This window comes from Geobacillus sp. CAMR5420, from assembly GCF_000691465.1.
Classification (GTDB): Bacteria; Bacillota; Bacilli; order Bacillales; family Anoxybacillaceae; genus Geobacillus; species Geobacillus thermoleovorans.
Genome location: NZ_JHUS01000063.1, coordinates 43,055 through 65,957 on the forward strand (window position 1 = coordinate 43,055; position 22,903 = coordinate 65,957).

The 22,903-nt window shown below is 53.0% G+C and carries 27 protein-coding genes and 1 riboswitch; of the genes, 7 read left to right on the forward strand and 20 right to left on the reverse strand.

Features of this window, described 5'->3' with window-relative positions; genetic code table 11:
- Positions 1 to 4 precede the first annotated feature (4 nt).
- The 5 genes from sufU to DI44_RS02040 form a co-directional block, all read right to left on the reverse strand.
- Positions 5 to 454, reverse strand: coding sequence for a Fe-S cluster assembly sulfur transfer protein SufU (sufU, locus tag DI44_RS02060; protein WP_013144310.1), 450 nt, complete (start codon positions 452 to 454; stop codon positions 5 to 7).
- A complete protein-coding gene (locus tag DI44_RS02055) occupies positions 444 to 1,664 on the reverse strand; it encodes a cysteine desulfurase (protein WP_021321769.1) in 1,221 nt (406 codons plus the stop codon). The genes sufU and DI44_RS02055 overlap by 11 nt, the downstream gene beginning before the upstream one ends.
- Positions 1,661 to 2,971, reverse strand: a complete 1,311-nt coding sequence (gene sufD, locus DI44_RS02050; RefSeq protein WP_014196680.1) for a Fe-S cluster assembly protein SufD — start codon at positions 2,969 to 2,971, stop codon at positions 1,661 to 1,663. Before sufD ends, DI44_RS02055 begins: the two co-directional genes overlap by 4 nt.
- 17 nt (positions 2,972 to 2,988) lie before the next feature.
- Positions 2,989 to 3,768 carry a Fe-S cluster assembly ATPase SufC gene (sufC, locus tag DI44_RS02045; protein ID WP_014196681.1) on the reverse strand — a complete coding sequence of 260 codons (780 nt, stop codon included), beginning with the start codon at positions 3,766 to 3,768 and terminating at the stop codon, positions 2,989 to 2,991.
- 254 nt (positions 3,769 to 4,022) lie between these two features.
- Entirely contained in the window at positions 4,023 to 4,385 is a 363-nt protein-coding gene (locus DI44_RS02040) for a carboxymuconolactone decarboxylase family protein (RefSeq protein WP_031205993.1), read from the reverse strand.
- Positions 4,386 to 4,965: 580 nt separating this feature from the next.
- Between DI44_RS02040 and DI44_RS02035 the strand changes: the two genes are divergently transcribed.
- Positions 4,966 to 5,157 (forward strand): hypothetical protein, encoded by a 192-nt coding sequence (locus DI44_RS02035; RefSeq protein WP_014196683.1) that lies wholly within the window; start codon positions 4,966 to 4,968, stop codon positions 5,155 to 5,157.
- 127 nt (positions 5,158 to 5,284) lie between these two features.
- On the opposite strand, the gene DI44_RS02030 is transcribed toward DI44_RS02035, so the two are convergent.
- The 12 genes from DI44_RS02030 to DI44_RS01975 form a co-directional block, all read right to left on the reverse strand.
- Entirely contained in the window at positions 5,285 to 6,136 is an 852-nt protein-coding gene (locus DI44_RS02030; protein ID WP_014196684.1) for a MetQ/NlpA family ABC transporter substrate-binding protein, read from the reverse strand.
- Positions 6,137 to 6,151: 15 nt separating this feature from the next.
- A complete protein-coding gene (locus DI44_RS02025) occupies positions 6,152 to 6,820 on the reverse strand; it encodes a methionine ABC transporter permease (RefSeq protein ID WP_021321765.1) in 669 nt (222 codons plus the stop codon).
- Positions 6,810 to 7,838 carry a methionine ABC transporter ATP-binding protein gene (locus DI44_RS02020; RefSeq protein ID WP_021321764.1) on the reverse strand — a complete coding sequence of 343 codons (1,029 nt, stop codon included), beginning with the start codon at positions 7,836 to 7,838 and terminating at the stop codon, positions 6,810 to 6,812. Before DI44_RS02020 ends, DI44_RS02025 begins: the two co-directional genes overlap by 11 nt.
- Before the next feature lie 87 nt (positions 7,839 to 7,925).
- A riboswitch (SAM riboswitch) is annotated at positions 7,926 to 8,035 on the reverse strand.
- Positions 8,036 to 8,108: 73 nt separating this feature from the next.
- Positions 8,109 to 8,456, reverse strand: coding sequence for a hypothetical protein (locus DI44_RS02015; protein WP_014196685.1), 348 nt, complete (start codon positions 8,454 to 8,456; stop codon positions 8,109 to 8,111).
- 145 nt (positions 8,457 to 8,601) lie between these two features.
- On the reverse strand, positions 8,602 to 8,919 hold the full coding sequence (locus DI44_RS02010; RefSeq protein WP_011232471.1) for a thioredoxin family protein: 318 nt from the start codon (positions 8,917 to 8,919) through the stop codon (positions 8,602 to 8,604).
- Complete coding sequence (locus tag DI44_RS02005; protein WP_011232472.1) at positions 8,916 to 9,275, reverse strand: toprim domain-containing protein; 360 nt, start codon at positions 9,273 to 9,275, stop codon at positions 8,916 to 8,918. Before DI44_RS02005 ends, DI44_RS02010 begins: the two co-directional genes overlap by 4 nt.
- 98 nt (positions 9,276 to 9,373) lie before the next feature.
- A complete protein-coding gene (locus DI44_RS02000) occupies positions 9,374 to 9,610 on the reverse strand; it encodes a YusG family protein (protein WP_011232473.1) in 237 nt (78 codons plus the stop codon).
- Between the two features lie 75 nt (positions 9,611 to 9,685).
- The gene (gene gcvH / locus DI44_RS01995; protein WP_011232474.1) at positions 9,686 to 10,069 is read right to left on the reverse strand and encodes a glycine cleavage system protein GcvH; all 384 of its coding nucleotides are present in this window, start codon (positions 10,067 to 10,069) and stop codon (positions 9,686 to 9,688) included.
- A 96-nt stretch (positions 10,070 to 10,165) separates the two neighbouring features.
- Positions 10,166 to 10,531 carry an arsenate reductase family protein gene (locus DI44_RS01990; RefSeq protein WP_011232475.1) on the reverse strand — a complete coding sequence of 122 codons (366 nt, stop codon included), beginning with the start codon at positions 10,529 to 10,531 and terminating at the stop codon, positions 10,166 to 10,168.
- Positions 10,532 to 10,608: 77 nt separating this feature from the next.
- Positions 10,609 to 12,393 carry an acyl-CoA dehydrogenase family protein gene (locus DI44_RS01985; RefSeq protein ID WP_033026181.1) on the reverse strand — a complete coding sequence of 595 codons (1,785 nt, stop codon included), beginning with the start codon at positions 12,391 to 12,393 and terminating at the stop codon, positions 10,609 to 10,611.
- Between the two features lie 137 nt (positions 12,394 to 12,530).
- Positions 12,531 to 13,703, reverse strand: coding sequence for an acetyl-CoA C-acetyltransferase (locus DI44_RS01980; protein WP_011232477.1), 1,173 nt, complete (start codon positions 13,701 to 13,703; stop codon positions 12,531 to 12,533).
- Positions 13,704 to 13,730: 27 nt separating this feature from the next.
- On the reverse strand, positions 13,731 to 16,118 hold the full coding sequence (locus DI44_RS01975; protein WP_033026183.1) for a 3-hydroxyacyl-CoA dehydrogenase/enoyl-CoA hydratase family protein: 2,388 nt from the start codon (positions 16,116 to 16,118) through the stop codon (positions 13,731 to 13,733).
- Positions 16,119 to 16,305: 187 nt separating this feature from the next.
- Here DI44_RS01975 and DI44_RS18370 point away from each other — a divergent pair, with 187 nt between their 5' ends.
- Positions 16,306 to 16,455: a YuzL family protein gene (locus DI44_RS18370; RefSeq protein ID WP_011232479.1), complete on the forward strand. Its 150-nt coding sequence runs from the start codon at positions 16,306 to 16,308 to the stop codon at positions 16,453 to 16,455.
- Between the two features lie 217 nt (positions 16,456 to 16,672).
- Here DI44_RS18370 and DI44_RS01970 read toward each other — a convergent pair whose 3' ends face one another.
- Positions 16,673 to 17,590: a proline dehydrogenase gene (locus DI44_RS01970; RefSeq protein WP_011232480.1), complete on the reverse strand. Its 918-nt coding sequence runs from the start codon at positions 17,588 to 17,590 to the stop codon at positions 16,673 to 16,675.
- A 164-nt stretch (positions 17,591 to 17,754) separates the two neighbouring features.
- Between DI44_RS01970 and DI44_RS01965 the strand changes: the two genes are divergently transcribed.
- From DI44_RS01965 to DI44_RS01945, 5 genes are all read left to right on the forward strand, one after another.
- Positions 17,755 to 18,012: a hypothetical protein gene (locus tag DI44_RS01965; protein WP_033026186.1), complete on the forward strand. Its 258-nt coding sequence runs from the start codon at positions 17,755 to 17,757 to the stop codon at positions 18,010 to 18,012.
- A 15-nt stretch (positions 18,013 to 18,027) separates the two neighbouring features.
- Positions 18,028 to 18,363 carry a spore coat protein gene (locus DI44_RS01960; RefSeq protein WP_033026188.1) on the forward strand — a complete coding sequence of 112 codons (336 nt, stop codon included), beginning with the start codon at positions 18,028 to 18,030 and terminating at the stop codon, positions 18,361 to 18,363.
- An 89-nt stretch (positions 18,364 to 18,452) separates the two neighbouring features.
- Complete coding sequence (locus DI44_RS01955; RefSeq protein WP_033026192.1) at positions 18,453 to 19,922, forward strand: spore germination protein; 1,470 nt, start codon at positions 18,453 to 18,455, stop codon at positions 19,920 to 19,922.
- A 21-nt stretch (positions 19,923 to 19,943) separates the two neighbouring features.
- Positions 19,944 to 21,032 carry a GerAB/ArcD/ProY family transporter gene (locus tag DI44_RS01950; protein ID WP_033026194.1) on the forward strand — a complete coding sequence of 363 codons (1,089 nt, stop codon included), beginning with the start codon at positions 19,944 to 19,946 and terminating at the stop codon, positions 21,030 to 21,032.
- Positions 21,029 to 22,096 (forward strand): Ger(x)C family spore germination protein, encoded by a 1,068-nt coding sequence (locus DI44_RS01945; protein ID WP_033026197.1) that lies wholly within the window; start codon positions 21,029 to 21,031, stop codon positions 22,094 to 22,096. Before DI44_RS01950 ends, DI44_RS01945 begins: the two co-directional genes overlap by 4 nt.
- Positions 22,097 to 22,141: 45 nt before the next feature.
- Here the strand turns inward: DI44_RS01945 and DI44_RS19680 are convergent, their stop codons facing one another.
- Together DI44_RS19680 and DI44_RS01940 are read right to left on the reverse strand one after the other, a co-directional pair.
- Positions 22,142 to 22,276, reverse strand: a complete 135-nt coding sequence (locus tag DI44_RS19680; RefSeq protein ID WP_011232483.1) for a hypothetical protein — start codon at positions 22,274 to 22,276, stop codon at positions 22,142 to 22,144.
- 99 nt (positions 22,277 to 22,375) lie between these two features.
- The gene (locus DI44_RS01940; RefSeq protein WP_033026199.1) at positions 22,376 to 22,570 is read right to left on the reverse strand and encodes a hypothetical protein; all 195 of its coding nucleotides are present in this window, start codon (positions 22,568 to 22,570) and stop codon (positions 22,376 to 22,378) included.
- Between the last annotated feature and the right edge of the window lie 333 nt (positions 22,571 to 22,903).

Sequence of the window (22,903 nt, forward strand, 5' to 3'; positions counted from 1 at the left end):
CGGTTCACCTTCCTTCATGTTCATGATTGTGCAGCCCTTTTTCGAGCGCTTTCCACGCGAGCGTCGCGCATTTGATGCGGGCCGGAAACTTGGAAACGCCTTGGAGCGCTTCGATGTCGCCAAGGTCGACGGAATCGTCGTACTCTTTCCCTTGGATCATGTCGGAAAAAATGTGGGCGAGCCGAAGCGCTTCTTCCACCGTTTTCCCTTTGATCGCCTGCGTCATCATCGACGCCGACGACATCGAAATCGAACAGCCTTCCCCTTCAAATTTGACGTCGGCGACTTTTCCGTCTTCAACTTTCATCGTCAAGTGGATGCGGTCGCCGCACGTCGGGTTGTTCATGTTGACATCGACGTTCGTGCCCTCAAGCACCCCGCGGTTGCGCGGGTTTTTATAATGATCCATAATGACTTGGCGGTAAAGCTGGTCCAACGGATGGTTAGAAGACATGGCTGAAGTACTCCTTCGCTTTCTGTAATGCGGCGATGAACCGGTCGATTTCCTCTTTCGTATTGTAAAGGTAAAAGCTCGCCCGGGCGGTCGCCGTCACGCCGAGCCATTTCATGAGCGGCTGGGCGCAATGGTGGCCGGCGCGGATGGCGACCCCTTCTGCGTCCAAAACGGTCGCCACATCGTGCGGATGCACCCCTTCGATGTTAAACGTCACAAGCCCCGCCCGTTCTTTCGGGCCATAGACGGTGACGCCGTCGATGTCCGCCATTCGTTCAAGCGCATATTGCGCCAGCTCGTGCTCATGGGCGGCGATGGCGTCCAAGCCGACTTGTTCAAGGAAATCGATCGCCGCCCCAAGGCCAATCGCCCCGGCGATGATCGGCGTGCCGCCTTCAAACTTCCACGGCAGCTCTTTCCACGTTGAGTCGTACAGCTCGACAAAATCGATCATTTCGCCGCCGAACTCGACCGGCTCCATCTGCTCAAGCCATTTCTTTTTGCCATATAATACGCCGATTCCCGTCGGCCCGCACATTTTATGGCCGGAAAGGGCGAGAAAATCGCAATCAAGTTCCTGAACATCGACCTTCATATGCGGAGCGCTTTGCGCCGCATCGACGACGACGACCGCCCCGCGCTCATGGGCGAGGCGGGCGATCTCCCGCACCGGGTTGATCGTCCCAAGCACGTTCGATACATGAGCAATGGCGACAATCTTCGCTGCTTCGGTGACGGTCGCCTCGACATCGCGCAGATCGATCGTGCCGTCTTCCTGCATTGGAATGTATTTTAACGTCGCCCCCGTTTGCTTCGCCAGCTGCTGCCACGGAATCAAGTTGCTGTGATGCTCCATGTACGTGATGACGATCTCATCGCCTTCTTTGACGTTGGCGCGCCCGTAGCTTGCAGCGACCAAGTTGAGCGCAGCGGTTGTGCCGCGCGTAAAGATGATTTCCTGCGCCGATTGGGCGTTTAAAAACCGCCGCACTTTTTCGCGCGCGCCTTCGTACGCGTCCGTCGCCTTCGTCCCGAGCGTATGGACGCCGCGGTGGACGTTCGAGTTGTACTCGCGGTAATAGCGGTCAAGCGCCTCAATCACCGGCAGCGGCTTTTGCGATGTCGCCGCGCTGTCGAAATAAACGAGCGGATGGCCGTTGACGTCCTGATGCAAAATTGGAAACAACGCGCGAATGTCGTTTACATTCATGATTGAACTTTCCTTTCAATCACTTCAATTAATTGGTTTTTCACGCCTTCAATTGGAATCGCCTCGACGACCGGCGCCAAAAAGCCGTGGATGATGAGCCGTTCCGCGTCGCGTCTCGGAATGCCGCGGCTCATTAAGTAATACAATTGGATCGGATCGACGCGTCCCACCGATGCCGCGTGGCCCGCCATGACGTCGTCTTCATCAATGAGCAAAATCGGGTTCGCATCGCCGCGCGCTTTTTCGCTCAACATCAAGACGCGCGACTCCTGCTCGGCGTTTGATTTTGACGCGCCGTGCTCAATTTTCCCGATGCCGTTGAAAATCGAGGTCGCGCTGTCGCGGACGACGCCGTGTTTTAAAATGTGGCCTTCTGTATGCTTTCCGTAATGAATGACGCTCGTCGTAAAGTTTTGCACTTGCTCGCCGCGGCTGACCGCGACCGTTTTCGTATCGCCGAACGAGCCGTCGCCGACAAGGCGGGTGATGTTCTCGGAGACCGTGTTGCCGTCATTCATCAGCCCGAGCGCCCATTCGATCCGTCCGTCGCGCCCGGCGATGCCGCGCCGATTGACATACGTCGTTGTGCCTTTGGCCAAATGGTCGACAGCGGCGAAAAAGACGCTTGCGTTCGCTTGGGCAAACACCTCGGCAACCACATTGACGACCGCGTTTCCTTCGCGGCTTGCCGATATATAATTTTCGACAAACACGACGCGGCTGTTGTCTTCCGCCACGACGATGACATGGTTGAACAAGGCGATATCGTCTTCGTCTTGAATATAGACCGCCTGAAGCGGCGTTTCAATCTCCACGTTTTTCGGCACATAGACAAACACACCGCCGTTGAGCAGCGCCGCATGGAGCGCGGCAAGGCGGTGCTCATCCGGCTTGACCGCCGTCATCAAATAGTTTTTCAGCAAATCGCCATGCTCGCGCGCTGCTGTGAAGATGTCGGTGAAAATGACGCCTTTTTCTTTTAATTCATCGGACAGCGACACGTACGCCGGCGTATGGTTGCGCTGCACGTACAAGTTTTTCGTTCCTTCGCCCGCCTCGATGAGCGCCTTGACCGCTTCCGGCAAATCGTCAAGACCATCATACGGCGCGCTGTCGACCGTGTGGCGGGCGAACTCGGTGAAATTCCATTTGTCGATTTTCGTCTTCTCCGGTTTCGGAAGCGGCAGCCGCTCCGCCAGCCGAAGCGCCTCAAGGCGCCGCGCCGTCAGCCAGTCCGGCTCGCCGCGCCCGCTTGAGAACGTGCGGATGTATGTTTCATCGAATGGGATTTTCGTTTCTGTCGCCATAATCCTCCTCCTAACGCTTACGCTTCTTGTCCGACCGTTTCGTCTTCAATGCCAAGCTCTTTTTTGATCCAGTCGTACCCTTCCGCCTCAAGCCGCTGCGCCAGTTCCGGACCGCCGGATTTGACGATGCGCCCTTGCATCATGACGTGCACGTAATCCGGCGTGATGTAGTTCAATAACCGTTGGTAGTGAGTGATGATCAAACAGCCGAATTCGCTGCTGCGCATTTCGTTGACGCCTTTGGCGACAATTTTCAGCGCGTCAATGTCCAATCCGGAGTCGATCTCGTCCAAAATGGCGATTTTCGGTTCAAGCATCATCAGCTGCAAAATTTCATTTCGCTTTTTCTCCCCGCCCGAGAATCCTTCGTTCAAGTAACGGTGCGCCATATCCGGGTTCATTTCGAGAAACGCCATTTTTTCATCGAGCTTGCGGATGAATTTCATGAGCGAAATTTCGTTGCCCTCGCCAAGCCGGGCATTGATCGCAGCGCGCAAAAAGTCGGCGTTCGTCACTCCACTGATTTCGCTTGGGTATTGCATCGCCAAAAACAGGCCGGCGCGCGCCCGTTCGTCGACTTCCATCTCAAGGACATCCTGGCCGTCGAGCGTCACCGATCCTTCTGTCACTTCATATTTTGGATGGCCCATAATGGCCGATGCCAGCGTCGACTTCCCCGTTCCGTTCGGACCCATGATGGCGTGGATTTCCCCGCCTTTGATTTCCAAGTCAACCCCTTTTAAAATCTCTTTCCCTTCCACCGCAACGTGGAGATTTTGAATCGTCAACACTGCCATGCAGCATACCTCCAATTTCTGCTTGAAAATAGTCATCGCTCGCTGTTGACCCAGCGGACGCTCATTCTCATTTTATTCTCATTACAATCTTATAACAAATGAAAAATATGCGCAACTATTCCGCCCCCTTTTTCACTATGTAGACGCAACTAAACGGAGAAAAACAGGAAAAAGGGACAGCGCTTTTTATATTTTACACGAAAACGGGCTGTTTGTACGAGCTTTTGCAAAAAAAAAGACCCCGTTGCCGGAGTCTAATGGGCTGTCCGCAGCTCGCGGAGGCATTCCTGCACGAGCGTCACCGCCTGGCTCATCGCCGCCCCGCCGCCAAACGCGGCCGCCACCGCGCATACTTCCAAAATTTCCCGTTCCGACGCTCCTTCGTCAAGGCATCCTTTCGTATGGTAAATCGTGCAATACTCGTCTTGCGCCGCCAAGCTGATGCCGAGGGCAATCAATTGTTTTTCTTTTTTTGACAGCGCTCCCTCGGCAAAGCACGCTTCCGTAAACGCGTTAAACCGCTCGGCCACATTCGGAAGTTTTTTGGTGAACGCCCCAATTCCCTCTTTGTAGCGATGAAGCGCGGATTCGACCGATGCATGTGTTCCGTTGTTCATCATCATTTTCCTCCCTTTGTTCGTTTCTGCTGTTAGTATGCGTCAACTACCCCCACTTCGCTAACGCTTGAAGTGGGGGCTTGCAACTCCCCAGAAGTGCAAACGGACTTCGTCCTCCTTCCTTGACTTGGGGTTGCATCAGGGGGCAGGTTGACGACTACCCAACGACGCAGGTCATGCCTGCATCGTTACGGATTCACTCGGTGTGTCTGTTGGCAGAACTTGGCTTCCACACACAACAGACGGACCTACGATCGTTGTTTAAATGTAACAACGTTTCCTGCAACCAACTCCATACATCGAGCAACCGTTATTGGAGTGCCTTTATTTAACAGTTTTCTCCACGTCTTTATTCTATCATACACAAAAGAAAGGGGGAACGAGCATTCCTCTCCCACTTACTCCCTTTGGTCGTTGAAGTGGGAGTCTCCTGCGCGAAATAGGATGAAGGAAAACGAAATTAAACAACGAATGGTATTGAAAGGGTGTGGAAACACCACCGTTTCGCGATCATAGATGGAACGTCATGATGAAAACCGCCTGTTCTGTTCAACTTCCATCATCAATACAAAAGGGGGAAATGCGATTGATTCGTTGGGTTGTCTTTGCCTTAACAGCCGCTTTCGCTTCGTTTTTGACGTGGATCATCATCGGCAACACCCTCGGTGAACAGGGAGACGGCGCCTTCAGCTTAACGGCTGTGATCGTCCTGCAAAACTGCGTCATCATCGTTATGCTCGCCGCCGTACTGGCGCGTTTGAACGGCCGATGAAGAGCGGAGAAACAGGTCGGCCGCGGCGCCCTCGGATTCAGAATCGTTTTAACCTTTGCTGCTTTCTTTTCGTTTAAGGGGAGCGGCTTTTTGGGGACAAAAAAGAAACGGAAGCGAAACGCTCCCGTTATTGATTGTTTTCCGCCGCTGGAATGACGGCGCCGTGGTATTTTTCTTTAATGAAATCTTGGATTTCTTTCGATTGCAGCACTTCGACAAGCGTTTTGATTTCTTTCCGGTTTTCATCGCCTTTGCGCACCGCAATAATGTTCACATACGGATTGTTTTTCGGCGACTCAACGGCGATCGGGTCTTTCGCCGGGTCCAAACCGGCGTCAAGCGCATAGTTGGCGTTGATCAGCACCGCATCGCCTTCGCCGTTTTTGTAAATTTGCGGCAGAAGCCCGGCGTCGACATCGGCCTTAAATTTTAAATGCTTTGGATTTTCGATGATGTCATTGACTGTCGCTTTCGTTTTATCGACGCCCGGTTTCAATTTAATGAGCCCTTTTTCTTGCAGCATCGATAAAATGCGGCCATGGTCGGCGACCGAGTTGCTCATGATGATCGTCGCGCCGTCCGGCAGTTCTTCAATGCTTTTGTATTTTTTCGAGTATAAGCCGATCGGCTCGATATGAATGCCGCCGGCGTTGACGAAATCATAGCCGTACTCTTTCTTTTGCGATTCCAAATACGGAATGTGTTGGAAATAGTTTGCGTCGATTTGCTTCTCAGCCAGCGCTTTGTTCGGCAAGATGTAATCTTGGAACGTAATGATCTCCAAGTCGATGCCTTTTTTCTTCAAAATCGGTTTCGCTTTTTCCAAAATTTCCGCATGCGGCACGTTCGACGCACCGACTTTCAACTTCACCAATTTGCCGTCTTTGCCGCCTTCCGCGCTGTCGTTATTGTTGCCGCCGCATGCCGCCAAAGCGAGCACGAGAATGGCGGCGAGCAACACACCCAACCATTTCTTCATCAGTTGTTTCCCCCTTTATCGTTTATCGATTTTCGAAGTGACAAAGTCACCGATCAGCTGAATGATAAATACAATGACCAACACCAATACGGTTGCGACAAATGTCACATCGTTATGGTTGCGCTGGAACCCTTCCAAATACGCCAAGTTCCCAAGCCCGCCGGCGCCGATGGCTCCAGCCATCGCTGTATAGCTGACGAGCGACACCGCCGTCACCGTAATGCCGGAGACAAGCGCCGGCAATGACTCCGGCAGCAGCACTTTCCAAATGATCGTCCACGTTGAGGCGCCCATCGCTTGGGCTGCTTCGATGACGCCTTTATCAATTTCGCGAAGAGCGATTTCGACCATGCGGGCGTAAAACGGCGCGGCCCCAATGACCAAAGCCGGCAGCGCCGCATTGGCGCCAAGCATCGTCCCGACGAGCCATGTTGTAAACGGAATGAGCAAAATGATCAAAATAATAAACGGAATAGAGCGGAAAATGTTCACAAACGCCGCAACCACGGTATTGACAAACCGGTTTTCCCATAGGTTGCCCTTCGCTGTCAAAAATAGAAGCAAGCCAAGAACGATTCCGAGGACGAAAGTGGCCGCCACCGCCACTCCCGTCATATACAGCGTCTCGACCGTCGCCGCCCACACCGTCTCCCATTGCACGTTCGGCAGGAGGTTAGCGAGCATCGTGAATCACCTCCACCGCCACCTGCTGGCGTTGAATATAGTCAAGCGCCCGGTCGATTTCATCCCTCGCCCCGTCGAGGTGCACAAACAGCACCCCATAGGCGCCTTGATGGGTTTGCGAAATTTTCCCTTGCAAAATGTTGACATCGACGGCAAATTGCCGCACGACCTGGCTGATGAGCGGCTTTCCGGCTGCCGCGCCGACGAACGTCAGCTGCGCGATCAGCCCGCTCGGGTATTGGCCAAACAAATGGGAAATCGCCTCTTCCGTCTCCTCGGGCTCGATCAGCTGCTTGACGAACCGTTTCGTAATCGGCTGCTGCGGGTTGCGGAACACATGCAACACTTCGCCTTGCTCGACGATTCGGCCGCTTTCCATCACCGCAACGCGGTCGCAAATTTTGCGGATGACGTGCATTTCATGGGTGATCAGCACAATCGTCAGCCCGAGACGCTTGTTGATGTCAACGAGCAAGTCCAAAATCGCATCGGTCGTCTGCGGGTCCAACGCCGATGTCGCCTCGTCGCACAGCAAGACTTTCGGGTTGTTGGCGAGCGCCCGGGCGATGCCGACCCGCTGCTTTTGCCCGCCGCTCAGCTGCGACGGGTAGGCATCCTCGCGCCCGGAAAGGCCGACAAGCTCGATCAATTCATCCACCCGCTTGTTCCGCTCCTCTTTCGGGACGCCGGCAATTTCAAGCGGAAAGGCAATGTTTTCCCTGACTGTGCGAGACCAAAGCAAGTTGAAATGCTGGAAAATCATCCCGATTTCTTGGCGCGCCTTGCGCAGCTCCCGCCCTTTCACGCGCGTCATATCGCGCCCGGCGACGACCACCCGGCCGCTCGTCGGCTTCTCGAGCCCATTGAGCAAGCGGATGAGCGTACTTTTCCCAGCGCCGCTGTAGCCGATAATGCCGAAAATTTCTCCTTCGCGAATCTCAAGCGACACATTGTCGACGGCTGTGACCGAACCGTTGGCCGCTTGATAGATTTTCGTCACTTGTTCGAGTGTAATCATCGTTTCACCTTCCTCCCCAAGCGGCAGAGCGCAAAAAGAAAACCTTTCTGCCCGCAGAGAACAGAAAGGTATTGTGCACCATTCCGTCTCTTATCTCTCAAAGCAGGCCGCTTTGTGTGAATTGGCACCATTTCAGCACATGCGCTGACGGTTGCCGGGCTTCATTGGGCACATCCCTCCACCTCTCTTGATAAGAGCGCAACAATCGCCTATTCAATTGACTACGAATGTGATTGTATCATTGTCTGTCGAAGCGTGTCAACATCTTTTTTATCCGACGTCCCGATAAGGCTTAGCCAAATGGAGGAGCGACTCAAGCAGCAACAGATGACGAAAGCTTCCCGATACATGCACTTCGCGCAGCCGGACGAGCTGCTGCAGCTTCAGTTCGCCGTTCAGCAGGGACGCGAGCGCCTCTTTGGAACCGCGCACCGTCAATGTTTTCCGTTCATCGTTTTCCATCCCTCTAGCGGCTGATTCCTTGCCGATCAACAGCAAGGCGGTTTCGTCATCACTTTCAAACCGAACATACAGCTGCTCATCCGGCAAAATCGGCACCAAATGGCGCAACACTTGCATCCGTTCCACGAACTGCCCAACTAATTCACGCATTTCCATGGATATCCCCTCCCCATTTTTATTTTTTTCACTTCCACCTGAAGAGGAGAAATCCTTTACAAAAATCTCGACAACCCGTTGACGAACGAGCGCCGTTTTTGTCATTTCCCAAGAAATGTGTCAAACAGCGTCAAAAAAAGGCGAATCATCGGGACGGCAAGCAGGCTTGAATCACTTCGTACAAATACGGAACGGAATGAAAGGCATACCACTTGCCTGCGACCGTTCCGTCCCTAAAAAGAAGCAGGCAAGGAACGCTTTCAATTTTCCACGCAACGGCCTGCTCAGGGATATAGTTGATGTCCGTTTCGTAAAACGGCAGCGCCGGAAACAACTGCTCCACCACCGTGAGCATCCGCCGCGCCAGCTGGCACGTGCCGCACAGCGGGGTATACAAGTAAAGGGCCAGAAGCGGCTCGACTTCCACCACTCGCATGACATCGTTTCGGTCGATCGCTTTCACTCGCCTCTTCCCCTCATGAGCGATTCGATGCGGACGTCGAAACGAGCGCGCAACAGCACTTGCGCCAAGTGCCAAGGCGGAGCGGCCGCCACTTCGCGATACGCCCGGTCAATGTAAAGATGCTCCGCCTCTGGAAACATGCGGCGAAACTGCCGGCGCAATTTTTCTCCCGCCTCATCGGCATCGGCCAAGACGTATACATCGCATCCTTCCAGCTCATCGGCCAGCTCCTCAAGGCGCGCATCACTGATCGTGCCGTTTGTGCAGACGATGACGACTGGTTCGTTCAGCACCGCCGCCACTTTTTGCTTGTCTGATCGCCCTTCGACGATGATCACTTTTTCCACGCGTCGCATGTCCGACCCACCTAACTTCAAATGAGGATACTATTATTGTATGTCTTGCGCCGGCCAAATGTTGAAAATGAAAAGCAACGGCCATCCACCGTTGCCTTTCAACACCAGCCCGCTTCCCCGTCGCAATCGACATATTTTTGGTCCGGCTCAACGGTAGCGGTCACCTGTTTGTAAATTCTTCCGTTTTGTTCGGTATACCCCTTTTTCAACGGGACGGCCGCCGGAAGCGGAAGGCGCCCGATGAGCTCTCCTTCCTCGTACAACTCCAGCGAGCGGCCGTTCAGTTTGCCGATGATCCGGTCCGTGACATCTATGCGCGTCGTTTGCAGCGCCATCGCGAGCACCCCTTTTTTCAATCAAATTCCGGTATGTATAGAGTGCCCGAATCGAAGCGAAGATTGCAGGAACGTTTATCCTTCGTTGATCATCGCCTCGTATTGTTCCGCCGTCAACAAATTGTCGATTTCGCTCAAATCATTCGGTTTGACGACGATCATCCACGCTTTGTCATACGGCGATTCGTTCACGTACTCCGGATGGTCATTTAACGCCTCATTCACTTCAACGACCGTGCCGCTGATCGGCGCATACAATTCCGAGACCGTTTTCACCGATTCAACGCTGCCGAACGGCTCGTTCGCCGTAACCTCTGCGCCGACTTCCGGCAGCTCGACAAAGACGATGTCGCCAAGCTCTGATTGGGCGTAATCCGTAATGCCGATGCGCACGTTCTCTCCTTCCACGCGCACCCACTCATGCTCCTTTGTATAGCGAAGTTCTTTCGGCGTGTTCATCGTATCCCTCCATTGCGACAAAATGTATATTCCTTTTCATCATAACCGATTTTCCGCAAAAACTCACTGAATTCACCCGATTTTGCAAAAAATTTTTTATGTCCCCGCCGCGAAAAACGCCTCGTATTCTTGTTCGCGAAAGCCCACGACGACCCGCTCGCCGTCCGTCAAAATCGGCCGTTTGACCAACATCCCGTCCGAGGCGAGCCAATCGAGCATCTCGTCTTCCGATGCGCGGTCGAGCTTGTCCTTCAAGCCAAGCTCGCGGTATTTCATCCCGCTCGTGTTGAAAAATTTTTTGAGCGGCAGCCCGCTTTGACGGTGCAAACGGGCGAGCTGCTCTTTCGTCAGCGGCTCGTCGACCAAATGCACCGTTTGCACCTCAATGCCGTGTTCATCCAACCATTTTTTCGCCTTCCGGCACGTTCCGCATTTTGGATACCAATAGAGCGTGAGCGCCATCTTCACTCCTCCCTTTCATTTCCGCTGTGTGGCAAACAAATAAGAAGCACCAGGCAAACGCCTGGCACTTCCCATTATCACACAATATACCGTTCGGCTTCAATGAGCGCGGCGGCCGCTTCGCGTTTTTTCGCGATCACGTTGATCGGCGTATGGCGCGTCAGCCGTCGGAGAGCGGCGAGCATCATCCGCAGCGTGTCTCCTTGTTCGACGGCGACGAGCGTTTCTTTCGCATGGGCTTCAATTTCATTGAACGCCTCTTGGCAGAAAATTTGCGTGTACAGCAATTTTTGTTTGTTTTTCTCCTCACCGCTCGCCTGAATCGCTTTTTCCGTGCGCAAAAGCGCTGATTCCATCGCATAAATGTTCGAGACGATGTCGGCGATGTTGACGAGCACTTCTTGCTCTTCTTCAATGCGCTGGCCGTATTTTTGCGCCGCTAAACCGGCGACCATCAAGGCGATTTTTTTCGCGTTGCGCACCAAGTATTTCTCTTGTTCCAGCGCGCCCGTCCCCGGCTCTTCGGCGGCCATCATCATCAGTTCTTCCTGAAGCTGCTGCGCTTTTTGGAAGAGCGGCAGCTCGCCTTTTAACGCCTTTTTCAAATACATGCCCGGCACGAGAAGGCGGTTGATTTCGTTCGTCCCCTCGAAAATGCGGTTGATGCGCGAATCGCGGTAGGCGCGCTCAATTTCGTATTCCTGCATAAAGCCGTACCCGCCGTGGATTTGCACGCCTTCATCCACGATGTAATCGAGCACTTCCGTGGCAAAAAACTTGTTCAATGAGCATTCGATCGCATATTCGGCGATCGATTTCGCCACTTCTTTGCCATCTTTCGCCTTTTCCGCATCAAGCAGGCTCATCCGTTCATCGAACAAGCCGACCGTGCGGTAAACCGAGCTTTCGGCGGCATACAGGCGCGACGCCATCGTCGCGAATTTTTCCTGCGTCAACGTAAACTGCGAAATCGGCCGTTTGAATTGCTGGCGCTGATTGGCGTATTTGAGCGTGATTTCAAGCGCCCGCTTCGCGCCGCCGACCGCCCCTAACCCAAGCTTGTAGCGGCCGATGTTCAAAATGTTGAAGGCGATGACATGGCCTTTTCCGATTTCACCGAGCACGTTTTCTTTCGGCACCGGCACATCTTGCAAAATGAGCGTTCTTGTCGACGAGCTTTTAATCCCCATTTTCTTTTCTTCCGGACCAGTTGAAACGCCCGGGAAGTCGCGTTCCACGATGAACGCGGTGAAATGTTCGCCGTCGACTTTTGCATAGACGACAAACACATCAGCAAAACCGGAGTTGGTGATCCATTGTTTTTCGCCGTTTAAAATGTAATGCGTGCCTTCCGCGTTTAATCTCGCCGTCGTTTTCGCGCCGAGGGCGTCCGAACCCGAGCCAGGCTCCGTCAAGGCGTAGGCGGCGATTTTTTCGCCGGTCGCTAAATACGGCAAATATTTTTGTTTTTGTTCTTCCGTGCCAAACAACACAATCGGCAGCGAGCCAATTCCGACGTGCGCCCCGTGCGAAATGGCAAAACCGCCGGCCGGCGCCATTTTTTCCGCAATGATGGCCGAACTGACTTTATCTAGGCCCAAACCGCCGTATTCTTCCGGAATGTCAGCGCTTAACAAGCCGAGCTCGCCCGCTTTGCGAAGCAATTTCACGGAACGGTCAAACTCGTGGTTTTCCAAATGCTCGAGCTGCGGGAGCACTTCATTGTTGACATACTCTTCCGTCGTTTTGGCAATCATATGATGTTCGTCGGTGAAATCTTCCGGCGTAAACACGCGCTCCGCCGGAATGTCTTCAATCAAAAAGCTGCCGCCTTTGATCGCTTCTTCCATCGTTTTGGCCATCGTTGATTTCCTCCCCCGAAAGATGATTGATGATCCGGGCGGCAACGCCGCCCGGGAAATAGACGTTCCATGCAGACGGGCAAATGCGGATGCATGCCTCGCGCGAGCTGATGAAGCCCGCTCGCTGTCAGCTGCCGCTACAGCAGCTCAAACACGCCGGCCGCTCCCATGCCGCCGCCGATGCACATCGTGACGATGCCGAACTGCACGTTGCGGCGCCGCATTTCGTAAAGCAAAGACAAGGTCAGCTTCGCGCCCGTGCAGCCGAGCGGGTGGCCTAGAGCAATCGCCCCGCCGTTGACGTTGACAATGTCTTCATCCAACCCAAGTTCGCGGATGACTTGGATCGATTGCGAGGCGAACGCTTCGTTCAGCTCGATCAAACCGATGTCGGACAGCTCAAGGCCGGCCAGCTTCAACGCTTTCGGCACCGCAGCGACCGGGCCGATCCCCATCACTTCCGGCGGCACGCCGGCAACCGCGAACGAACGAAACTTGCCGAGCGGCTTCAAGCCGAGCGACTCCGCTTTTTCGCGGTCCATCACCATGACCGCCGCCGCCCCGTCGCTCATTTGCGACGCGTTGCCGGCGGTGACGGTGCCGTTTACCGCAAACGCCGGCCGGAGTTTCGCGAGCGTTTCCATATTCGTGTCCGGGCGCACGCCTTCATCTTGTGTAAAGACGACTTTCTCCTCAACGAGTTTGTTGCCTTCTACTTTGCGCACCGTCACCTCGACCGGCACGATTTCTTCATTGAATTTTCCTTCGGCAATCGCCTTGGCGGCGCGCTGGTGGCTGCGCACCGCGAACGCGTCTTGGTCCTCGCGGCTGACGCCGTATTTTTTCGCCACTTGCTCGGCAGTGTGCCCCATCGACATGTAGTATTCCGGCGCTTCTTCCGCCAAGCGGGCGTTCGGGCGGACGACATGCCCCATCATCGGCACCATGCTCATCGATTCGACCCCGCCGGCGATGACCGTGTCGGAATGGCCGAGCATCACCCGTTCCGCCGCATAGGCGATCGCCTGCAAACCGGACGAGCAATACCGGTTGATCGTGATCGCCGGCACGGTATATGGCAGCCCGGCGAGCGCGCCGATGTTGCGGGCGATGTTCAATCCTTGCTCCGCCTCCGGCATGGCGCACCCGATAATCAAGTCGTCAATGTTTCCTTCATAGTTCCCCGCGCGCTTGATCGTTTCTTTGACGACGAGCGCCCCTAAATCATCCGGCCGCACGTGGGCGAGCGTTCCTTTTTTCGCTTTGCCGACCGGTGTGCGCGCACCTGCGACAATGACCGCTTCTCTCACGCCAATCCCCCCTTGATCTCCTCCGCTTTAGTTGCGGAGCGGTTTTCCTTTCACAAGCATATGCTGCATGCGCGCTTGCGTCTTCGGCTCGCCGATGAGGCTCAAAAACGCCTCGCGCTCGAGATCGAGCAAATATTGCTCGTCGACTTCCGTTCCGTACGGCACTTTGCCGCCGGCTAGAACATACGCCAATTTTTTCGCGATTTTCAAATCGTGCTCGCTGATGTAGCCGGAATGGAACATCGACTGCGCCCCAAGCAGCATGGCGGCATAGCCGCTTTCGCCGGCCACCGGCACTTTCTTCCTTACAGGAGGCCGGTACCCTTCCTCATACATCGAGAGCACCGCCTGTTTCGCTTCATACAGCAGATGGTCGCCGTTCATCGTGATGCCGTCGCGGTGATTCAAGAAGCCAAGCTCGCGCGCTTCCGCCGCTGACGTCGACACTTTCGCCATGGCGATCGTTTCAAATACGCTGGCCGCGATTTTGACGTAGTCGACGTCCACGCCGCGCGGCAGGCTGTTCAACCGTTTGATGTACAGCTCCTTGTTGCCGCCGCCACCCGGAATCAAGCCGACGCCGACTTCGACGAGCCCGATGTACGTCTCGGCCGCCGCTTGGATGCGTGAAGCCGCCAAGCTCACTTCCGCCCCGCCGCCTAACGTCATGGCAAACGGCGCGACGACGACCGGCTTCGGGTTGTATTTCATTTTGAGAAGCGCTTGCTGGAACTGGCGAACGGCAAGTTCCAATTCAAAAAAGTTTTCGTCTTGCGCCTCCATGAGCATCATCGCCAAGTTCGCGCCGACGCAGAAGTTTTTCCCTTGGTTGCCGATGACGAGCCCTTTGTAGTTGCGGTTGACTTCCTCAAGCGCCTCGTTGATCATTTGGACAATATCGGCGCCAATCGCGTTGTTCGGCGAATGGAACTCCAGAAGCGCCACGTCGTCGCCGAGGTCAATGAGGCTGGCGCCGGCATTTTTCTTGATGACGCCGCGCGCCTCTTTCAGCCGGCGGATGTGGATGACTTTTTCGTTTTCTTCTACTGTTTTATACCCGCCCGGCGCATAATAGAACAGCCGGCCGTTTTCCGTTTTATAGAACGATGTGGCTCCGTCGTCGAGCATGTCCGTGATCCACGACGGGATGTCGCGCCCTTCTGACTGCATTTTACGCACCGACTTCTCGAGGCCGATCGCATCCCACAGTTCAAACGGACCTTGCTCCCAGCCGAACCCCCACTTCATCGCCTGATCGATCGCTACGATGTCGTCGGCGATCTCCCCGACAAGGCGGGCAGTGTACAGCAATGTCGGTGCGATGATGTTCCAAAGGAGCGTTCCCGCGCGGTCGCCATCGGCATACACGAGCGTTTGCAGCTTGGCAGCCGCTCCTTTCGCCTGCTTCGCCATCTCCACCGCCGGGGTGACAAGCTTTTTGCGCGGCTCGTATTGCATCGTGACGTAGTTCAGCTCGAGAATGTCTTTTCCTTGCTTGACAAAAAAGCCTTGTCCGGATTTGCTGCCGAGCCAGCCGTTTTCAAGCATCGTTTTCATAAACTCCGGCACGCGGAACGCCTCTTTTTCTTCCCCTTCGACGTTTTCATACACGTTGTTGGCGACATGCACGAACGTATCGAGCCCGACGACGTCAAGCGTGCGGAACGTCGCGCTTTTCGGCCGGCCGATGAGCGGCCCCGTCACCGAATCGACCTCGCCGACGCTGTAGCCGCCTTGCATCATCTCGCGGACGGTGACGAGCAAGCCATACGTGCCGATCCGGTTGGCGATGAAGTTCGGCGTATCTTTCGCCATGACGACGCCTTTGCCGAGCACGTCTTCGCCGAACGATTTCATATAGGCGACCACATCCGGATCCGTATGCTCCGTCGGGATGATCTCAAGCAGCTTCAAATAGCGCGGCGGGTTGAAGAAATGCGTGCCTAAAAAGTGTTTTTTGAAATCGTCGGAACGCCCCTCCGCCATTGCGGCGATCGAGATGCCGGATGTGTTCGAGCTGACGATCGTCCCCGGCGTCCGCACCTCGTCGACGCGAGCGAAGACTTCTTTTTTCACTTCCAGCTTTTCAACGACCGCTTCAATGATCCAATCGACTTCCGCGAGCCGGTGGAAGTCATCCTCGAAGTTGCCCGTTTCAATCAAAGCGATGTTGTCTTTGGACATGAGCGGCGCCGGTTTTTGCTTGAGCAGCCGCTCGAGCGCCTGATTGGCGAGGCGGTTGCGCACTTGTTTATGCTCGAGCGTCCAACCTTTTGCTTCTTCCTCTTTCGTCAATTCCCGCGGCACGATATCCAACAGCAGCGTCGGAATGCCGACGTTCGCCAAATGGGCGGCAATGCCCGAACCCATGACGCCGGACCCGAGCACCGCGGCGCGCCGAATGCGTTTTACCATTTCGGTTCCCCCTCACACCATTGAATGAATGGTCATTCATTTTTTGATGAAAAAAATATCGTTGAAACCGCTCTCTATAACTAAATATATAGTATGTTGATAATTTTCGCAATATATTTGTGCATATTTTTCCCGACATCGCACTCCGAAATGTTGCTCATACTAACGATCAGGAGGTGAACCACCGATGGCCCGGTTGAAAAAAAATCCATCTGAACGCGGCGTCAGCGCCGCAAGCGTCAAAGGAAACGCCGGCCCGACGGTCGAAGCCGACGGCGGCGGCAAGCGGACAAGCCAAAACCAGCAGTACAAAAAACACAACATGCAAGGGGACTGACGCCCATGGCGTCAGCTCCCGCCTGTCATAGCTGCAAATAAAGAGAGGCCGCACGATCTGAACGGCGTTTACCTCAAATGACCGCCCGACGCCCCGTGACATGCAACGGCGTTTGTCTGAAATCCAAAAAGGCTTGATGGCCGTTGCCGCTGGATGCCTGTCCCCTTCTGCGCCCGAACGCTCGGCGTCCGCCGGCGTTTTCCTCTGTTTTGCGCCCCTACTTGCGGAGGATGCCTTTTAAAACAAACGCCACGTTGGCCGGCCGTTCGGCGAGCCGGCGCATAAAATAGCCATACCAGTCCGTGCCGTACGGAACGTACACGCGCATCGTATATCCTTCGCGCGCCAGCTGCACTTGGCGCTCCGGGCGGATGCCGTACAGCATTTGGAATTCAAACTGGCTGTTGGGAATGTTGTATTCTTTGACGAGCTGCTTCGTATATTCGATGATGGCGTCGTCATGCGTCGCCACCGCCGTATAGTTGCCGTTTAGCAAATGCATTTTGATGATCTTCTTAAAGTTCTCATCGACATCTTTTTTATCCGGAAACGCCACTTCGGGCGGTTCTTTGTACGCTCCTTTGACGAGACGCAAGTTCGGGCGGTACGGCTTTAAGTCTTCAATGTCTTGTTCCGTCCGGTACAAATACGCCTGCAGCACCGTGCCGACGTTGTCGTATTCTTTTTTCAACGTTTTAAAAATGTCCAGCGTCTTTTGGCAGCGCGAATAGTCTTCCATATCGATCGTCACAAACACACCGCGCTGTTTTGCCGCATCCAAAATACGGCGCATGTTGCGCATGACAAGCTCATCGGAAATATCAAGCCCCATCGATGTCATTTTCAGCGACAGCTGCGAGTTCAATTTCTCCCGGCTGATCGCCTCAATCGCCTCCAAGCAATGGCGCGCCATCTCATTCGCTTCCTGCTCATTGTCGACAAACTCACCCAAATAGTCGACCGTGACCGCCAATCCTTTTTCGTTCAGCTGGCGGATGACGCGCACCGCTTCCTCGATCGTTTCGCCGGCGACAAACCTTGACGCGCCGAAGCGGAGGCCGTATCGTTTCGCCCATTTCGTCAATGTTTTATTTTTCGATAAGAACAGGAAAAAATCGCGCATCAACTGCTCCACTGTTGCAAGCCTCCTTGTATGGAAACGCATTCACCATTCTTATTGTACCATGTTTCAATTCAATTGAATATGTTTTTTCCCCACGGTTTATTTTTTATATGCGCATAATTTTCCACTCTCTGCACAATCTACAAGCGAACAACCGACGAAAGGAGCGAACAACGATGCAACAGCAACCACAAATGAACCCGCAGGCGGCGATGCCCGAGCCGCCGCAAATGGTGTCCACAAAAGACGCCATGTATTTTTCCGATATGATGTCGTGGAACTTGCTCGCAGCGAAAAAAGCGCACTTTTTCGCCTCACAATGCCGAGACCCTGAAGTGGTGCAGGCGATCGAGCGCGCCGGGCAAATGCACCAGCGCCATTACAACATGATTTTGCGCCATTTGCAAAACCCGCCGCAACCGCCGGTCATGTAAAAGGAGGAAAGCCGCATGAACACAAGACAAGTGCAAAACCCGGAAACGCAAGTGCCGAAAACACCGCAAATGAATGAGCGCGACTTTTTGAACGATATGTTGACAACAGAAAAATACATGACGTCGGCATACAGCGTGTACTTGCATGAGGCGAGCAACCAACCGTTATATCAAGAAATGATGAACATTTTCACAGAAACACAAAACTGCCAGCGCGAACTGTATAACTTGATGTTCAAAAAAGGCTGGTACAAACTTGAAGCCGCCGATCCGCAAAAGCTTCAGCAAATGTACCAGCAGTTCCAAGGGTATACCAGCCAGTTCCCTTATCAAGGAAACCAACTGCAGTGAAGAAAGCAAACGAGGATGTCCTCTAGTGCGCGCGGACATCCTCTTTCTCGTCTGACAATGAGAAAGTCTCAACACAAAGGGGGAGAGGGATGACAGCTCCACCGCCATCCGTATGGGCGACGCTGCAAACATTAGGAAGCTCGATGGATTTCCAAACGAAAGTGTACCGGAACGACACATCCGGTCTCTATCTATGGGTGTCGTATATCAAGCCGATGGTTGATATAGAAACTGTCGCTCGCTCTATTTTCCCATACTTGTTTCATCGTCCGTTTTCATCTTTAGAAGATATACGCCAAGCTCTTCCGATCGACGACGCCTATATCTCTAGCGACCCAAATGATGTAAAGGCCAAACTGCTCGAGGGATATTTATTCGTCCGCCTTCATGAAACGGACGAAACCGGGCTGCTCATAAAGGCGCAAAAAACATTGGAACGGACACTCACTATCCCCGAAGTGGAATTTAGCGTCGTCGGCCCGAAGGAGTCGTTTATTGAATCGTTGGAAACAAATTTGTACTTATTGCGCAAACGAATCCCGATCGACCGTTTGACGGTCAAAATGACAAGGGTCGGAACGCTGTCGAAAACGAAAGTCGCCGTTGTGTATATTGATGGCATTGCTAATCCCGACAACGTCCAAACGGTTCTTCAGCGCATCGAACAAGTGGAATTTGACGAGATGATCGACAGCTCTTATATCGTACAAATTATTTCGGACAACCGGCACTCCCCCTTTCCGCAGCTGCTCGATACGGAGCACCCGGACCGAGTCGCTGCCGTGCTGGCCGAAGGAAAAGTAGCAATTATAGTGGATGGATCTCCGCATGTGTTGATTGGTCCGACGACGTTAGTGGAATTTTTTTCATCCTTTGAAGACTATTTTCTCAATTGGACGATCGCATCGTTTTTCCGTCTCATCCGCCTGTTTTCGGTCACCTTTTCCATTTTGATCACGCCGATCTATGTAGCGACGTTGAACTATCATTACGAACTGATTCCAAAAGATTTACTCGGCACCTTGATTACATCAAGAAGGGAAATTCCGTTCCCACCCATTTTGGAAGTGTTGTTTCTCGAACTAACGATTGAGCTATTGAGGGAGGCCGGGGCGCGGCTCCCAACAAAAGTCGGCCAAACGATCGGGATCGTGGGCGGGATTGTTATTGGAACCGCCTCCGTTGAAGCCGGTTTGACAAGCAATGTTTTGCTCATCTTAGTGGCGCTCGCCGCACTGGCTTCCTTTACTACTCCCGTTTATAAAATCGGGAACACCATTCGCTTGATGCGTTTTCCCTTTATCCTGTTCGCTGAAATGTGGGGGTTGCTTGGCGTTGCTTTTTGTTTTTGTATTGTCATGACCCATCTGCTTTACTTAACTTCGCTCGGTCGTCCGTTCCTTGCTCCTTTATATCCGCCCCGTTGGCGGGATTTAAAAGACGCGTTCATCCGCCTGCCGTTTACAAGCCAATCGAAACGGCCGGAAACATTGCGGACCGAGCAGCCCATTCGCTTTAATAGGAAAAAGGCAAAAGAAAAACGGGACATCGACGAATGACAAACCGACAGGAGGACGACAATGGCTTCTGTTGCCGAACGTCTACAAGTTTCACCTTTCATGACCTTTTTTGTGATCGTGTCCATGCAAATCGGTGTCGGAGTGCTCGGATTTCAGCGGGTCATCGCGAAAACAGCCGGACATGATGCCTGGATTTCCGTCCTGCTTGCCGGCGCTTCGTCCCATCTGATTCTCATCGTGCTATACTGGTTGCTGCAACAGGCAGATGGCGATTTCCTCCTCCTTCATCAGCGCCTTTTCGGCCGCTGGGTCGGAGGAGCCCTTTCGTCATTGCTTGCCCTTTACTTTGCCGCTATGGCCTTTGTCGTTCTGCGCACATATATCGAAGTGATTCAAGTATGGATGTTTCCTGACTTGAAAACATGGGAATTTTCACTCGCATTTTTGTTTCTTTGTCTATACATTACCGTTGGCGGATTCCGGGTTGTTGTCGGCATTTGCTTTTTTTGCTTGATCATTCCGAGCTATTTGTTGTTTACCTTTTGGTTTGTCCTTGATTACACTGACTTTTACCAGCTGCTTCCGATATTGGATCATCCCCCTTCAACCATTGTGAAGGCGGCGAAACAAATGACATTGACGATGCTTGGATACGAAACGATTTTGCTCTTTTACCCTTTTATCAAGCGCGGAAACCAGTCCGCCAAATGGGCGCATGCCGCCTTATTGACGACGACATTGTTTTATGCGTTGCTTACCGTATTGACATTGGCATATTTTAGCGAAAAACAACTGCAGCGGCAAATTTGGCCGACGTTAACGATGTGGAAAATAGTGGAATTGCCGTTCATTGAACGCTTCGAATATATCGGCATCGCCAACTGGCTGCTGATTATTTTGCCGAACGTCTGCTTAGGATTATGGTGTTCTTCACGGATATGCAAGCAGCTTTTTCCAGTCCGCCAAAAAACTGCGTTGCTCGTCATTGCCGCCATTTGTTTTTTCAGCACGCTGCTCATTCATGACCGCAAAGAAGTAGACTTCGTTAACACCATTTTAAACAGAGTCGGCTTTTATTTCCTTTATATATGGATTCCTTGTCTTGCAGGCATTACATATATTGTGAAGAAAGTGAGAGGAAACGTATGAGCATACGAACCGCTCTGTTGATCGGGTTTACCGTCGCGATCCTTTGCGGCTGTCTTCGCAAAGAAATTTTGGATGATATCAACATTGAAAGCGCGGTCGGGTTTGATGAAGCAGGAAAAGAGAAAATTCGGGGAACCGTTCTCATCCCGGTTTACAAAAAAGGAGAAACAGCAAACAAAACGTTGACAGCCGTTTCCCCTACGGCGAAAGACGTGCTCGAAGAACTGCAATATAAAACATCTGAGCCGCTCGTCAACGGAAGCATTGAGACCGCCTTGTACGGAAAACGCCTGGCCAAACGGGGGATTTTTCCCTTTGTCAATAAATTCCACCGCGATGCGAGCATCGGGGCGAGACTGTATTTGGCGGTGGTCGATGGGACAGCTGAACGTTTGCTCGAAGGACGTTACGGCCGGCAAGGAAGCGGCATTTATCTCTCGAACTTACTAAAACAAAATATCGAGCAGCGCGATTTGCCCAAAACAAATTTGCATTTATTTTTAAAAACGTACTATGCGGACGGAAAAGATCCTTTTTTGCCATATATACGCCGGGTGGGTGAAGATGTACAAGTGATCGGTGTTGCTCTCTTTCGCAACGATCGGATGGTCGATACGATTGGGCGGAGTGATATGTTCTACTTTAAAATCGCAGCCGATGCCTACAGTGAAGGTACCCATACGATCCGATTGAATCGCCAACACTACGTATCCATTAAAAATATCTCAACAAAGCGGACCATTTCCTTTTCAGGACCAAAAACCCGCCCGCATATTCATGTTCATCTTGCGCTTGAAGGAGTCGTACGCGAATACAAACGTGGGGCATTCACATTCGATGTCCGCAAGTCTGTCGAAAAAACATTCGAACAACAAATTCGTTCGAAAACCGCGGCTCTTCTCCGCCGTTTTCAAGAAAAACACATCGATCCGATCGGCTTCGGCGATCTGGCCGCGAGCCGTTACCGACAGTTTCGCCACCGCGATTTTTATAAGAACTACAGCCACCTTCCGATCCGCGTCACCGCCGAGGTGACGATCCGCGACACCGGAATCATCGAATAAGCATCCCTGTTTCACCGACGGGATGCTTATTCTTCATGGCTAGGTTCAATACCACCAGCCCGGGTACGGCGGATATGGCGGGTACGGATAAAACGGACGCGGAGCTAACGCGCCGCCGAGCAATCCGCCCAAGAAGCCGCCGACAAATGGGGCGCCAAACAACAATCCTGGAAATAGCATCGTTCCTTCTCCTTTCCCCAAAGCTAGAATGCTACACTGTATTCATATGCAACAAACAAGAAAAGAGGGTGGGCCGTCCGCCCAACCCTTGCCGGTTTCTCACCACCAAATGGGGCCATACCACCACGGATAGAAAAACAGCGGAACCAATGCGCTCCCGAGCAAACCGCCTAAAAAGCCGCCGAAAAATGGAGCGCCAAAAAACGGAGCGCCGAAGAAAAACGGGCGCGGCCGCCAAAACCACCAGCCCCATGGCCGCCAAATGCGCTCATCCGCCACTTGGAGATGGCTCATCTTGCTTCCCCCCTTCCGCTTGCTTTAGTCCCACTGTATGCAGGAAAAACGCCCGCTGCTTAGACCAGTACCTAGAGGGCTGGTGAAAAACGGCGATTTCTCCCAAATCATCGATCCGTGAATGCAAAGGAAGGTCTCTTTCTATAAGATATTCTCATTAAAGGAAATTATTTTCTTTTACCCGTGGTGCTAGATAAACTCAAACAAGCATAAAAATAGCCCTTGCATGAGGATCCCCTTAAAATGAAAGTGCAACCAACCATTAAAAAGGAGGATCCCTATGCAAGAGCACTTTCATTTTACTACAGATCGGGCCAAGATTCAAAAGCAATA

Coding starts and splice junctions, on each gene's coding strand:
- sufU (WP_013144310.1), bottom strand. CDS start 454: ATGTCTTCTAACCATCCGTTGGACCAGCTTTACCGCCAAGTCATTATG.
- DI44_RS02055 (WP_021321769.1), bottom strand. CDS start 1,664: ATGAATGTAAACGACATTCGCGCGTTGTTTCCAATTTTGCATCAGGAC.
- sufD (WP_014196680.1), bottom strand. CDS start 2,971: ATGGCGACAGAAACGAAAATCCCATTCGATGAAACATACATCCGCACG.
- sufC (WP_014196681.1), bottom strand. CDS start 3,768: ATGGCAGTGTTGACGATTCAAAATCTCCACGTTGCGGTGGAAGGGAAA.
- DI44_RS02040 (WP_031205993.1), bottom strand. CDS start 4,385: ATGAACAACGGAACACATGCATCGGTCGAATCCGCGCTTCATCGCTAC.
- DI44_RS02035 (WP_014196683.1), top strand. CDS start 4,966: ATGCGATTGATTCGTTGGGTTGTCTTTGCCTTAACAGCCGCTTTCGCT.
- DI44_RS02030 (WP_014196684.1), bottom strand. CDS start 6,136: ATGAAGAAATGGTTGGGTGTGTTGCTCGCCGCCATTCTCGTGCTCGCT.
- DI44_RS02025 (WP_021321765.1), bottom strand. CDS start 6,820: ATGCTCGCTAACCTCCTGCCGAACGTGCAATGGGAGACGGTGTGGGCG.
- DI44_RS02020 (WP_021321764.1), bottom strand. CDS start 7,838: ATGATTACACTCGAACAAGTGACGAAAATCTATCAAGCGGCCAACGGT.
- DI44_RS02015 (WP_014196685.1), bottom strand. CDS start 8,456: ATGGAAATGCGTGAATTAGTTGGGCAGTTCGTGGAACGGATGCAAGTG.
- DI44_RS02005 (WP_011232472.1), bottom strand. CDS start 9,275: ATGCGACGCGTGGAAAAAGTGATCATCGTCGAAGGGCGATCAGACAAG.
- DI44_RS02000 (WP_011232473.1), bottom strand. CDS start 9,610: ATGGCGCTGCAAACGACGCGCATAGATGTCACGGACCGGATCATCGGC.
- gcvH (WP_011232474.1), bottom strand. CDS start 10,069: ATGAACACGCCGAAAGAACTTCGCTATACAAAGGAGCATGAGTGGGTG.
- DI44_RS01990 (WP_011232475.1), bottom strand. CDS start 10,531: ATGGCGCTCACGCTCTATTGGTATCCAAAATGCGGAACGTGCCGGAAG.
- DI44_RS01985 (WP_033026181.1), bottom strand. CDS start 12,393: ATGGCCAAAACGATGGAAGAAGCGATCAAAGGCGGCAGCTTTTTGATT.
- DI44_RS01975 (WP_033026183.1), bottom strand. CDS start 16,118: ATGGTAAAACGCATTCGGCGCGCCGCGGTGCTCGGGTCCGGCGTCATG.
- DI44_RS18370 (WP_011232479.1), top strand. CDS start 16,306: ATGGCCCGGTTGAAAAAAAATCCATCTGAACGCGGCGTCAGCGCCGCA.
- DI44_RS01965 (WP_033026186.1), top strand. CDS start 17,755: ATGCAACAGCAACCACAAATGAACCCGCAGGCGGCGATGCCCGAGCCG.
- DI44_RS01960 (WP_033026188.1), top strand. CDS start 18,028: ATGAACACAAGACAAGTGCAAAACCCGGAAACGCAAGTGCCGAAAACA.
- DI44_RS01955 (WP_033026192.1), top strand. CDS start 18,453: ATGACAGCTCCACCGCCATCCGTATGGGCGACGCTGCAAACATTAGGA.
- DI44_RS01950 (WP_033026194.1), top strand. CDS start 19,944: ATGGCTTCTGTTGCCGAACGTCTACAAGTTTCACCTTTCATGACCTTT.
- DI44_RS01945 (WP_033026197.1), top strand. CDS start 21,029: ATGAGCATACGAACCGCTCTGTTGATCGGGTTTACCGTCGCGATCCTT.
- DI44_RS19680 (WP_011232483.1), bottom strand. CDS start 22,276: ATGCTATTTCCAGGATTGTTGTTTGGCGCCCCATTTGTCGGCGGCTTC.
- DI44_RS01940 (WP_033026199.1), bottom strand. CDS start 22,570: ATGAGCCATCTCCAAGTGGCGGATGAGCGCATTTGGCGGCCATGGGGC.